The organism is Gordonia sp. GN26 (assembly GCF_054823965.1).
In genome coordinates this window covers 252,759-266,253 of sequence record NZ_JSYC01000007.1, presented here as the reverse complement: position 1 = coordinate 266,253, position 13,495 = coordinate 252,759, and the positions used below count along the sequence as shown (strand labels likewise).

The window sequence follows — 13,495 nt, the reverse complement described above, 5'->3', positions numbered from 1 at the left end:
GCAGATGAGCCAATAATCGCTGGTAGAGAGGCTAAGACATGGCAGAGTTCATATACACGATGAAAAAGGTGCGCAAGGCGCACGGCGACAAGGTCATCCTCGATGACGTCACCATGTCCTTCTACCCGGGCGCCAAGATCGGCGTCGTCGGTCCCAACGGCGCAGGTAAGTCGTCGATCCTGAAGATCATGGCCGGCCTCGACCAGCCGTCGAACGGCGAGGCCTTCCTCGACCCCGAGGCCACCGTCGGCATCCTGCTCCAGGAGCCGCCCCTCAACGAGGAGAAGACGGTCAAGGAGAACGTCGAAGAGGGCATGGGCGAGATCAAGGTGAAGCTCGACCGCTTCAACGAGATCGCCGAGCAGCTCGCCACCGACTACTCCGACGAGTTGATGGAGGAGATGGGCAAACTCCAGGAAGACCTGGACAACAACGACGCCTGGGACCTCGACTCGCAGCTCGAGCAGGCCATGGACGCCCTGCGCTGCCCGCCCGCCGATTCGCCGGTCACCCACCTGTCCGGTGGTGAGCGCCGCCGCGTCGCACTGTGCAAGCTGCTGCTGCAGAAGCCCGACCTGCTGCTCCTCGACGAGCCCACCAACCACCTCGACGCCGAGTCGGTGCTGTGGCTCGAGCAGTTCCTCGCCTCCTACCCGGGCGCCGTCCTGGCCGTGACCCACGACAGGTACTTCCTCGATCACGTCGCGCAGTGGATCTGTGAGGTCGATCGCGGCAAGCTGCACCCCTACGAGGGCAACTACTCCACCTACCTGGAGAAGAAGGCCGAGCGTCTCGAGGTCCAGGGCAAGAAGGACCAGAAGCTGCAGCGTCGCCTGAAGGAAGAGCTGGCCTGGGTCCGTTCGGGTTCCAAGGCGCGCCAGACCAAGAACAAGGCCCGCCTCGCACGCTACGAGGAGATGGCCGCCGAGGCCGAGAAGACGCGGAAGCTCGACTTCGAGGAGATCCAGATCCCGACGCCGCCGCGCCTCGGCGACGTGGTGGTCGAGGTCTCCCACCTCGACAAGGGCTTCGAAGGCCGCGTCCTCATCAAGGACCTGTCCTTCACGCTGCCGCGCAACGGCATCGTCGGCGTCATCGGCCCCAACGGTGTCGGTAAGACCACGCTGTTCAAGACCATCGTCGGTCTCGAGGAGCCCGACTCGGGCACCGTCAAGGTCGGCGAGACGGTCAAGCTGAGCTACGTCGACCAGACGCGCGCCAACATCGACCCCAAGAAGAACGTGTGGGAGGTCGTCTCCGACGGACTCGACTACATCGAGGTCGGCCAGAACGAGATGCCCTCGCGCGCCTACGTCAGCGCCTTCGGTTTCAAGGGCCCGGACCAGCAGAAGAAGGCCGAGGTGCTCTCCGGTGGCGAGCGCAACCGCCTGAACCTTGCCCTCACCCTGAAAGAGGGCGGCAACCTGATCCTGCTCGACGAGCCGACCAACGACCTCGACGTCGAGACCCTCGGCTCGCTGGAGAACGCGCTCGAGAACTTCCCCGGCTGTGCCGTGGTCATCAGCCACGACCGCTGGTTCCTCGACCGCACCTGTACCCACATCCTGGCGTGGGAGGGCAACGTCGAAGAAGGAAAGTGGTTCTGGTTCGAGGGCAACTTCGAGGCATATGAGGCGAACAAGGTCGAGCGTCTCGGCGCCGACGCGGCACGTCCGCACCGGGTGACCCACCGCAAACTCACCCGCGATTAATGCCACCCCCGTCCGGCACGGGTGACTAGCATCGGCGATGTGACGTCACTCGTGCCGGACGCGGTGAACCACTACTTCAAGTCCCGGGCCGAAGGCTCCGGGGCGGACAGCGCCGCCGAGCAGGTGATGCGTCACCTTGACGTCGCGACCCGGCGCGATCCCGGCCAGGCGCTGGTCGACGTGGTCGTCGACGAGGGCGGTGCGGTCGAGATCGTCGTCGTCAACGACGACATGCCGATGCTAGTGGAGGCGGTCCTGGCGACCGTCGAGGCCCACGACCTCTCCATCGACCGCATGGACCATCCGGTCATGCCGGTACAACGCGACTCCGACGGCCGGCTCGAGGCGATCGACGACGGGTCCGGTGCCGCCTGGGAGTCCTGGATCTTCGTCGGCGGACTCGCCGGACATCCCGGCGTCGACCCGGAGGCACTTCGTTCGGATCTTCTCGAAGTCGTGTTCCGGGTGGGCGACGTCGACCACGACGCCGCCCGCATGCGGTCACGGATGACAACCTGTGCGGCCGACCTGTCGGTGGCGCCGGTGCGCGAGTCCACCGGCATCCGCAACACCGACCGCTACGAGTACTCCAAGCTCCTCGAATGGTTCGCCGGAAACCACTTCCATCCCCTCGGCTACACCAGGGTGGGCACCGACGGCGTCGGGGAGGGCGACGAGCGGCTGGGTGTCTGGCGAACCGACTCCATCAACCGGGACTTCCCGGCGGTGACCACGCGGCCCCTGCTCCCGCGGGCGAGCCGGGTCTACGTCACAACCGGCATCCAACGGTCAAATTTCCCTGTGCTGCTCCAGGTTCCGGCGTTCGATTCGCACGGCAACTACGACGGTGAGCACCGGTTCCTCGGCACGCTGACCTCCTCCGGTCTGCACCAGACCGTGCTCGACGTCCCGGTGCTGCGTACCAAGGTGCACGACGTGCTCGCACGGGCCGGCGTCGACGAGGACTCCTTCGCGGGGCAGTCCATGATCGAGCTGCTGCAGAACTATCCGGTGGTGGAGATGTTCGCCTCCACCACCGACGAACTCACCCGTCGCGTCACCGAGATGCTCGACGCGGTCGCGACCCGGTCGTTGCGACTGTTCGTGCGCACCAACGCCGACGGCAAGACCGCGGTCGCCCTCATCTACCTACCCCGGGATCGCTACAACACCCAGAGTCGGCTCGCCCTCGAACGTGCCCTCATGGACGAATTGCACGGTAGCGCACTCGAATACACGGCTCGCGTGAGCGAGATGCCGCTCGCGCTCCTGCAGGTGCTGGTCTGCATCGAACCGGGCGCCGCATCCGAACTCGGATCGGTGGACACCGGATCGCCCGCGCACGCACGGATGCAGGCGGCGCTCGCGGCGGCGATCCGCGGCTGGGACGAACGTGTCCGGGAACTCGCCGCGAACCTCGGTGATCGTTCCGGATCACTTGCCGGTGGACCGGAACTTCTTCTGCGGCAACTGCCCTCACTTTCGGACGACTACAAGGAGATCCGCGAACCCCAGGACGCCCTCGAGGACCTGATCCACGTCGTCTCGCTCGAACCGGGCGCGCTGGCGGTGACCCTCGACGCCACCGAGGAGCGCGGGCCGGGCGACCACCACCGCTGGCGGTTCACCCTCTACCTGTGCGGCGAGTCGGCGACCCTCACCGATGTCCTACCGGTGCTGCACAGTCTCGGCCTCGACGTTCTCGAAGAGCATCCGTACGAGATCCGGCGGTCCGACGGCACCGCCTGCTGGGCCTACGAGTTCATCGTGCAACTCGCCGCCGGGATGTCGGTGGACCTCGACCATGCCGACGACCTCGAGGAGCGCTTCACCGAGGCGTTCCGTCAGATCTGGCTCGCCGCAGCGGAGGTCGACGACTACAACGAGCTGATCATCCGCTGCGGTCTGGACTGGCGATCGGCGGCGATGCTGCGTGCCTACGGGCAGTACCTGAGGCAGTGCGGATTCTCCTACAGCACAGCACATGTCGCGAATGTGCTGGGTCGTCATCTGCAGATCACGCGCGGGCTGGTCGACCTGTTCGTGGCCTCCTTCGACCCGGCCGCCGCCGACCCGGAACGGCGCGAGCGGGTGAGCGAGCAACTACGGGCCGACATCGGCACGGTGCTGAGCCTCGACGCCGATCGCATCGTGTCGGCGTTCGCCGCCGTCATGACCGCGACGTCACGGACCAACTACTTCGTGACGGTCGGCGACGGGGATCGCGAGCACCGCCCGGTGATCTCGTTCAAACTCCGGCCCCGGGAGATCCCGCAGACCCCCGAACCCCGTCCGCTGCACGAGATCTTCGTGTACTCGCCTCGGGTCGAGGGCGTCCATCTGCGGTTCGGTGCGGTGGCCCGCGGCGGGTTGCGCTGGTCGGATCGGAAGGAGGATTTCCGTACCGAGATCCTCGGCCTGGTGAAGGCACAGGCGGTCAAGAACGCCGTCATCGTCCCGCTCGGCGCGAAGGGCGGATTCGTCGTCAAACGTTCGCCGGCGCCGACCGGTGACGCAGCAGCCGACCGGGATGCGCAGCGCGCGGAGGGCATCGCCTGCTACCGGCAGTTCATCTCCGGTCTGCTCGACATCACCGACAACATCGACCGCTCGACCGGCGAGGTCATCCCGGCGCGGGGCGTGGTCCGGCTCGACGAGGACGACACCTACCTGGTGGTCGCCGCCGACAAAGGCACGGCGGCGTTCTCCGACATCGCCAACGAGGTGTCCCGGTCGTACGGTTTCTGGCTCGGTGACGCGTTCGCCTCGGGCGGCTCGGCCGGTTACGACCACAAGGCCATGGGCATCACCGCCCGCGGTGCCTGGGAATCGGTGAAACGGCATTTCCGGGAAATGGGCGTCGACACCCAGACGCAGGACTTCACCGTCGTCGGCATCGGGGACATGAGCGGCGACGTGTTCGGCAACGGGATGCTGCTCAGCGAACACATCCGGCTCGTCGCCGCCTTCGACCACCGGCACATCTTCGTCGACCCGGAACCCGTCGCCGACCGGTCCTACCGCGAACGCCGACGTCTGTTCGAGCTGCCGCGATCGTCGTGGGCCGACTACGACACCGATCTGATCGGCACGGGCGGTGGGGTCTGGTCCCGTGACCGCAAGTCGATCCCCATCAGTGCGGAGATGGCGGCCGCGCTCGGCATCGAGGAGGGCGTCGACGAACTCTCACCGCCCGAACTGATCCGGGCGATCCTCCTCGCGCCGGTCGACCTGCTCTGGAACGGCGGGATTGGCACATACATAAAGGCGTCGGCGGAGACCCACGGGGACGTCGGCGACAAGTCCAACGATGCGATCCGCGTCGACGGTGATCAGGTGCGCGCCAAGGTGATCGGGGAGGGCGGCAATCTCGGGGTCACCGAACGGGGGCGGATCGAATACGACCTCGCCGGTGGCCGGATCAACACCGATGCACTCGACAACTCGGCCGGTGTCGACTGCTCCGACCACGAGGTCAACATCAAGATCCTGCTCGACTCCGCGGTGTCGAGCGATGTGCTCGACCCCGACGACCGGAACCCGCTGCTCGAGTCGATGACCGATGACGTCGCCGATCTCGTTCTCGCCGACAACATCTCACAGAACTCCGAGTTGGGCTTCTGCCGCACCTTCGAACTCACGCGCGTGGAGGTCCATGCCCGGATGCTCGACCAGCTGTCACGAGAACGCGGCGTCGACCTCGAGCTCGAAGCGCTCCCGCACGCGCGTGAACTCCGCAAACGGTTCGACGGGGAGTTGCACCGCGGGCTCACCTCGCCCGAATTCGCGACCCTGATGGCGCACGTGAAACTCGAGGCGAAGTCGGATCTGCTGGCCAGCGATCTCCCCGACAACGATGTGTTCTCCCCGCGCGTCGCCCGCTACTTCCCGGAAGCCCTGCGTGAGACGTACAGCGAGCAGATCAACTCCCACCGGCTGCGCCGCCAGATCGTCACGACGACCCTCGTCAACGACGTCATCGATCACGCCGGGATGACGCACCTGTTCCGGTTGAGCGAGGGCACCGGGTGCACCACCGAAGAAGGTGTCCGCGCCTACGTCGTGTCCAACCTGATCTTCGGCATGGGCGACGTCTTCGAAGGCATCCGGCACGCGCCGGCGCCGGCCGAGGTCGTCGACGGGATGATGCTCTACGCCCGCCGGCTGCTGTTCCGGGCGTCGCGGTGGCTGCTCGCGTTCCGTCCGCAGCCGCTCGCCCTGGCCGCGGAGATCACCCGTTACTCCGATCGGATCACCCAGTTGTCCGCAGCCGTCGACGGCTGGCTGGGGGAGAGCTCCGCGAAGGACATCGCCGATCGCGTGCGTGCCTACGTCGACGAGGGGGTCCCCGACGACCTCGCCCGGACGGTGGCCGTCAGTCTCCACCGGTTCTGCCTCCTCGACATCATCGACGCCGCGGAGATCTCCGACCGCGATCCCGAAGAGGTCGGCGACCTCTACTTCGCGGTGATGGAGCACTTCGGACTCGAGGAACTGCTCACCGCGGTGTCGAACCTGGATTACGGCGACCGCTGGCACGCGCTCGCCCGACTGGCGCTCCGCGACGACATGCACGGCGCGCTACGGGCGCTCACCCTCAAGATCCTCGAGGTCAGTGAGCCCGACGAGTCGAGCGTCGAGAAGATCGCCGAATGGGAGTCCTCCCAGTCGAACCGGCTCGGTCGCCTGCGCAGCGTCCTCGGGGAGATCGAGGAGACCGGGACCCTCGACCTTGCGACGCTGTCGGTCGCGGCGCGACAGCTCCGGAGTGTGATCCGCTGATTCGTCGTGTCCCCTGATCCGTTTCGGCCCCCTGCTCCGTTCGGCCCCGCCGACCCGATGCCGGGCCTAGCCTGACCTCATGACGCGCACGGCACCGCGAATCTGCCCGCTCTGCGAAGCGACCTGCGGGTTGTCCCTCGTCGTCGACACCCACAGCGGCCCGATCGAGGAACACGCCGAGGGGAACAGTCACCTGCGGGAACATGTGACCGGTGCCCGCGGCGACGCCGAGGATGTCTTCAGTCAGGGCTACATCTGTCCGAAGGGGGCGAGTTTCCCGCAGCTCGACAACGACCCGGACCGCCTCGAACGCCCGCTGGTCGCACGGGACGGGCAGTTCGTCGAGGTCGGTTGGGACGAGGCGCTCGACGAGGCCGTCACGCGTCTGCGCGCGGTCATCGACGCCCACGGCGGGTCGTCGGTCGGTTTCTATCTCGGCAACCCGTCGGCGCACACCATCGCGGGCACCATGTACGCGCCGCTGCTCGCGCGAGCCATCGGCACCCGCAACGTGTTCAGCGCGGGCACCCTCGACCAGATGCCCAAGCAGGCGGCGTCGGGTTACCTCTTCGGCCACGCCGGGACCTTCGCGGTTCCCGATCTCGACCGCACCGATCACCTGGTGATCATCGGCGCGAATCCCGTTGTCTCCAACGGGAGCATGGCCACCGCCGCGAACTTCCCCGGCAAGCTGGCCGCCCTCCGTCATCGCGGCGGGCGGCTCACGGTCATCGACCCGGCGCGCACTCGCACCGCCCGCCTCGCCGACACCCACCTCGCACCGCGCCCGGGAACAGACGCGGCGTTGCTGGCCGCCATCGTCACCTGTCTCTTCGACGAGGGGCTGGTCGCCGACGACCTCGGCGGCATCGCGCCCCACGTGCAGGGCGTCGACGAATTGCGCAACGAGACAGCCGATCTCACGCCCGAGCGGGTGGCCCTGTACTGCGATGTGCCGGCCGGGGACATCCGTGCGCTCGCCCGTGAGATCGCGGCGGCACCGTCGGCGGCGGTCTACGGCCGTCTGGGCACCACCGTCGTCGAGTTCGGCACCCTCGGCAGCTGGCTCATCGACGTGGTCAACGTCCTCACCGGCAACCTCGACCGGCCCGGCGGGGTGATGTTCCCGACGGCGCCGACCGCCCCCGCACCCAGGCCGGCCCGGCCGGGGCGCGGATTCCGGACCGGCCGCTGGCGCAGCCGGGTGTCGGGACATCCCGAGGTCGCGGGGGAGTTGCCCGCCGTGGCGATGGCCGAGGAGTTCGAGACGCCCGGCGAGGGACAGCTGCGGGCACTGGTCACGGTCGCGGGCAACCCCGTACTGTCGGCGCCCAACGGCGGCCGCCTGGCCGCGGCGCTCGATGCCGCCGACGTCGTCGTATGCGTCGACCCGTATCTGAACGAGACCACCCGGCACGCCGATGTCATCCTGCCGCCACCTCGCCCCTCCCAGAGCCCGCACTTCGACGCGATCCTCAACAACCTCGCCGTGCGCGCGAACGCACGCTACTCGCCGCGAGTGCTGCCACTGCCCGACGGTCGACCCGACGAGATCGACATCGTGTGCCGCCTGATCCTCGGGCTCTCCGGGGTGGGCGTCGACGCCGATCCGGGCCTGGTCGACGAGCAGGTCATCGCCGCGACCCTGGCCAAGGAGGTGACCGACCCGTATTCACCGGTCGCCGGGCGCGACACCGAGACGCTGGTGGCGATGTTGCCCGATGCGCCGGGCCATCAGCGCCGCCTGGACATGATGCTGCGCCTCGGCGCGTACGGCGACGGTTTCGGTGCACGGGAGGGCCTGACGTTCGCCGATCTGCTGGCCGCCCCGCACGGCATCGACCTCGGGCCGATGCGGCCGCGGCTGCCCGGCGTGCTCCGCACCCCGTCGGGAAAGGTCGAGCTGGCACCGGACCCGCTGATCGAGGATCTCGCCCGGCTGCGCGCCGCGGTCGACGCCGGTCACCCGACGGGCGACCGGTCGTTGCTCCTCGTCGGGCGCCGGCACCTGCGGTCCAACAACAGCTGGATGCACAATCTCCCCGCTCTCACCGGCGGCACGAACCGATGCACCCTGCAGATGCACCCGGACGATGCGACGCGACTGGGCATCGACGGCATCGCGACGGTCCGCGGAGCGGGCGGATCGCTGACCGTCCCGGTGGAGATCACCACCGACATCAAGCCCGGCGTCGCCTCGATGCCGCACGGTTGGGGACACGACGACGCCCGGTCCCGTCTGTCGGTGGCGGCCGCCGAGCCGGGGGTGAACGTGAACATCCTCAACGACGGCGCACGGCTCGACCCGCTCTCGGGGACCGTCGTCCTCAACGGCGTGCGGGTCGAGGTCGGCCCCGCCTGAGCCCCCGCGGGTCCGTGACCGCCTGTCCGGGGTGCCGGGCCCGTCGTGCGTAGGGTTGATCTCGCGGCGCCCGGCGTCGTACCAGCAGATCCGGATCGACAGGGGATGGAACACACGTGCTCAACGAGGACTCGGGGACCGCAACCGCCGACGGCTACGTGGTGAAGGTTCCGGTGAGATGGTCGGACATGGACGTCTACCAGCACATCAACCACGCCCGGATGGTCACGCTCCTCGAGGAGGCGCGCATCCCGTGGCTCTTCCTCGACGGCCGGCCCACCGCGCCGCTGCGTGACGGCTGCCTCGTGGCCGACCTCCACGTGAAGTACCAGGCACAGCTGCGACATTCCGAGGGGCCCATCGAAGTGACCATGTTCGTCGAGCGTCTGCGCGCCGTCGACTTCACCGTCGGTTACGAGGTCCGCGCGGCCGGAGCCGACCCCGCGTCGAAACCGGCGGTCGTCGCCAGCACCCAGCTCGTCGCCTTCGACGTCGCCGGCCAACGCATCGCCCGGCTGACCCCGGAACAGAAGGAGTACCTGAACTCCTTCCGCCGCGGCGACGACACGTCGGCGAAACAGCGCTGATGGAACGGTTCATCCAGATCGCGGAGTCCGATCGCTCCAACGCGTCGGCCTTCCTCGCCCACGCCCAACGGCTCGACGACGCCGCCGTCGTGCGCGTCGTCGCACGCTCGGACGGTCTCGTCGGACTCTGGACGCACACCGGATTCGAGGTGCTCGCGACCCGCGCGGTCTCCGGGCGGGTGGCACCCGCCGACATCGTCTGCGACGCCGCAACGCTGCACTCCGCGCTCGCCGCGGCGCCCGCGGGTGAACAGATCGATCCCGGATTCTCCCTCGACTCCGCCTGGCGCGGTGCACTTCCCGCATCCGTCGGCTACCGACACGTCGACGATGTGCCCGCGCGCAGCATCGTCGGCCTCGCGCGCGACGGTGCCCGCGTGGCGCGCGAGGAGGGAAGTGCTCACGGACCCGCCACGGGTGTGCTCGACCAGGACGTGCTCGAGGTCTCGACCGAGGACGGTGCGCTGCGCGCGGCGGTCACCATGCGGTCGCTCTTCGCTTTGACCGGAATGGGTTTCATCCGGGACCGCGACGGGCGCGCGGTCACCGAGAGCTCGCCGGTCGAGGACATCGATGCCGCCGAGCCGGTCCGGATCCGCTTGTCCGCGGCCTGGATCCGGGTCGACGCCCGCTACGGATCGGTGTACCAGCGGCGGCACCGCGACCTGTCGGTCACGGTTCTCTAGGCGTTGCTCAGACCAACCAGGCGGCGGCGTCGGGCGGCAGCATGCCGTCGACCAGCGGCGAACTGATCAGCAGCAGCTCGCCCGGTGGCAGCGGAACCGGGACCTCGCCTGCGTTCAGTGCGCAGATGAGGAACCCCTCCGACCGCCGGAATGCCAGGCAGCCTTCCGGTGCCCCGTACCAGTCGATCGAGTCGCCGGCGAATTCCGTTCGGTCGTAACGCAATTCGATGGCCGCTCGGTACAGCGACAGCATCGAGCCCACGTCCTCGAGTTGGACCTCGGCGGTCAGCGACCGCCACGACTCCGGCATCGGCAACCAGGTGTCGGCCGACGAGCTGAAACCGAACGGCGGCTCGGTGCCCTGCCACGGCAACGGAACCCGGCATCCGTCGCGGCCCCGCTCGGCGTGACCCGACCGCTCCCACACCGGATCCTGGAGGGACTCCTCGGGCAGGTCGTCGACATTGGGCAGGCCGAGTTCGGAACCGTTGTAGAGGAAGATCGAACCGGGCAGGGCCATCTCGACGACGAGCATCGCCCGGGCGCGGCGCGTCCCGCGTTCGAGATCGAGTTCGCCGGTCGCGGGGTCGACGGGGGCGTACCGCGTGACCTCTCGGGTGACGTCATGGTTCGACAGCGTCCAGGTGGGCGTCCCGGACACCGACAGGACCGCGTCGAGCGAGTTCTCGATGGCCTCCCGGATGGCCTCGGCGCCGAAGGGGGCCTTGGCGAGTCGGAAGTTGAAACCCAGATGCAGTTCGTCGGGGCGCAGGTACTCGGCGAACCGCTCGTTGTCGTTCACCCAGATCTCGCCGACGTTCGCGGCGCCCGGGTACTCGTCGAGGACCTTGCGGATCTTCCGGTGGATGTCGTGCACCGCATAGTTGTTGAACCGCGGATCGTCGTCGTCGTTCGAGAGCAGCGCGGTCTTGGTCAGATCCATGTCGGGTAGGTCGGCGGGCTTGGCCATCCCGTGCGCGACGTCGATCCGGAAACCGTCGACCCCGCGATCGAGCCAGAACCGCAGTGTCTTCTCGAGATCTTCGAAGACCTCGGGGTTCTCCCAGTTCAGGTCGGGCTGCTCGGCGGCGAAGATGTGGAGGTACCACTGGCCGGGACTGCCGTCGGCCTCGGTGACCCTGGTCCACGACGGCCCGCCGAAGATGCTGTGCCAGTTGTTCGGTGGCTCGTCGCCGTTCTCACCGCGACCGTCGCGGAAGATGTACCGGTCGCGTTCCGGACTGCCCGGACCGGCGGCGAGCGCGGCCTGGAACCACTCGTGCTGATCGCTGGTGTGGTTGGGGACGAGGTCCATCGTCACCCGGATGTCGCGGGCGTGGGCCTCGGCGATGAGGGCGTCGAAGGTGGCGAGATCGCCGAAGAGCGGGTCGATGTCGCGCGGATCGGCCACGTCGTATCCGTGGTCGGCCATCGGGGAGGTCATGATGGGGCTGAGCCAGATCGCGTCGATGCCCAGCAGTTCGAGATATCCGAGTTTGCCGATGACACCGGCGAGGTCGCCGACGCCGTCGCCGTTCGCGTCGCAGAACGACCGCGGATAGATCTGGTAGAAGACCGCGGACTTCCACCACGTGGTGTCGGTCGGGTCCAGCTGGGGCACCGTCACGGTGGCCGGTTCGACTCGTGCGGCGGCGGTTTCGGTATCCGGTTCGACGTCGGCGTCCGGGTCGAGTTCGGTATCCGCCTCGGCCTCGATGGCCTCGTCGTCGAGGGCTTCCGGATCGGTCGTCGCGGGATCGACGACTTCCGGGTCGACGGCCTCGGTGTCTGTGGTTGCGCGATCGTCGATTTCGGGATCGTCGGCTGCTGCCGCGTCCTGGGTGGGAACGGCGCTCACGGCGTCGCCGGTCTCGGCATCCGATGCGTCTCCGGCGATCTCGGGGGTGTCTCCCGACAAGTCACTCACGTTGCCCTCGGTACCCGTGGTCTCCGGTACGTCGGTGTGTGCGCCGTCGGTCTGACCCCCGTCAGATGGCTCGGCGGGGACAACATCTGGTGTCTCATCGCTCACCGTGGTCATTCTGCCCTACCTGAGTTTTCGGCGAGAAATCCTGGTCAATCGGCGCGTCGTGGGCGTGTCGAATGTTCGGGTGCCGAAAAGCAGAGGGTATCCGCGGATCTCAGATCGGGGAGTTCATCATCGACTGGGCGGCCATCTCCATGTAGTCGACGAGTGCCTGCCGATGCGGCGGGTCCAGGGTCTCGTCGTCGATCGACGCGATGGCGGTGTGCATGCACCGCAACCAGGCGTCGCGCTCGATCGGGCCGACCCGATAGGGGTTGTGGCGCATGCGCAACCTCGGATGGCCGCGCTCCTCGGAGTAGGTCCGCGGACCGCCCCAGTACTGCTCGAGGAACATCCGCAGCCGTCGCTCGGCGGGACCGAGGTCCTCCTCGGGATACAGCGGGCGGAGCACCTCGTCCTTCGCCACCTCGGTGTAGAAGACCTCGGTGAGTCGTCGGAACGTCTCCGCGCCGCCGATCTCCTCGTAGAAGCTCCGCGGGGCCGGGTCGGGGGAGTTGCCGGATTCGCCAGTCACAGCCGCCATTGTCCCTACGACCGAGGGGTGCCTCAACGTCGCGTGCCCCCGGTGGGTTCCGGACGGGGTGTCTTGCCGCGGATTTTCCGTGCACGAGGTCGGTGTCCGTGGTGAACTTGTGCAGGTCAACCTGTTCACGCCGACCTGGCGGGAGGGCGAATGACGCACCGGTCACATCACAAGACGGGCGAGGTGACGAGGCTGCACGGCGGTGCCGCCTCGCAGACGGCCGGGTCTCGGCCGCGGACACGCCGCCGGGTGCTGTTGCTCAACGCCACCTACGAGCCGCTGAGTGCGGTCACCATCCGCCGCGCCGTCGTCCTGATCCTGCGTGGACGCGCCGACATGGTCCACGCCGACGAGTCCGGGGGAGCGTTCCACTCGGCCGCGACGGAGGTCCCGGTGCCGACGGTGATCCGTCTGCGCAACTATGTGCGGGTCCCGTACCGCGCGTCCGTGCCGATGACCCGGGCGGCGCTGATGCATCGGGACCGGTTCCGCTGCGGCTACTGCGGCAAACCCGCCACCACGATCGACCACGTCGTGCCGCGTAGCCGGGGAGGCGCGCACAACTGGGAGAACTGCGTGGCGTGTTGTGCGTCGTGCAATCACCGCAAGGCCGACCGACTGCTCAGCGAACTGGGCTGGACGCTGCGGAACCGGCCGGTCGCACCGAAAGGCCGGCACTGGGGGCTCATCGCCGCGGTCAAGGACATCGATCCGGCCTGGATGCAGTACATCGACGCAGGTGCCGCATGAGGCGCGTGGACACGCCGGGAATTGCCGTCCGGGAACTGTCTACGAC

8 protein-coding genes are annotated in these 13,495 nt (G+C 68.1%); 6 read left to right on the top strand and 2 right to left on the bottom strand.

The annotated features are described in order from the left end of the window. Positions 1–38: 38 nt before the first annotated feature. The 5 genes from ettA to OK17_RS02700 all read left to right on the top strand — a co-directional run bounded on the left by ettA (position 39) and on the right by OK17_RS02700 (position 10,129). Positions 39–1,712, top strand: coding sequence for an energy-dependent translational throttle protein EttA (gene ettA, locus OK17_RS02720; protein WP_232719117.1), 1,674 nt, complete (start codon positions 39–41; stop codon positions 1,710–1,712). Positions 1,713–1,751: 39 nt separating this feature from the next. Further along, the gene (locus tag OK17_RS02715) at positions 1,752–6,494 is read left to right on the top strand and encodes an NAD-glutamate dehydrogenase (RefSeq protein ID WP_461416586.1); all 4,743 of its coding nucleotides are present in this window, start codon (positions 1,752–1,754) and stop codon (positions 6,492–6,494) included. Between the two features lie 79 nt (positions 6,495–6,573). Further along, the gene (locus tag OK17_RS02710; protein ID WP_461416585.1) at positions 6,574–8,856 is read left to right on the top strand and encodes a molybdopterin-dependent oxidoreductase; all 2,283 of its coding nucleotides are present in this window, start codon (positions 6,574–6,576) and stop codon (positions 8,854–8,856) included. 116 nt (positions 8,857–8,972) lie between these two features. Beyond that, entirely contained in the window at positions 8,973–9,443 is a 471-nt protein-coding gene (locus OK17_RS02705) for an acyl-CoA thioesterase (RefSeq protein WP_461416584.1), read from the top strand. Further along, a complete protein-coding gene (locus tag OK17_RS02700) occupies positions 9,443–10,129 on the top strand; it encodes a hypothetical protein (RefSeq protein WP_232719113.1) in 687 nt (228 codons plus the stop codon). The genes OK17_RS02705 and OK17_RS02700 overlap by 1 nt, the downstream gene beginning before the upstream one ends. Positions 10,130–10,136: 7 nt before the next feature. On the opposite strand, the gene OK17_RS02695 is transcribed toward OK17_RS02700, so the two are convergent. Next, entirely contained in the window at positions 10,137–12,170 is a 2,034-nt protein-coding gene (locus OK17_RS02695) for a glycoside hydrolase family 13 protein (protein WP_461416583.1), read from the bottom strand. 100 nt (positions 12,171–12,270) lie between these two features. Then, positions 12,271–12,699, bottom strand: a complete 429-nt coding sequence (locus OK17_RS02690; protein ID WP_461416582.1) for a globin — start codon at positions 12,697–12,699, stop codon at positions 12,271–12,273. 150 nt (positions 12,700–12,849) lie between these two features. On the opposite strand from OK17_RS02690, the gene OK17_RS02685 reads away from it, so the two are divergent. Further along, positions 12,850–13,449 (top strand): HNH endonuclease, encoded by a 600-nt coding sequence (locus OK17_RS02685; RefSeq protein ID WP_461416581.1) that lies wholly within the window; start codon positions 12,850–12,852, stop codon positions 13,447–13,449. Positions 13,450–13,495 lie beyond the last annotated feature (46 nt).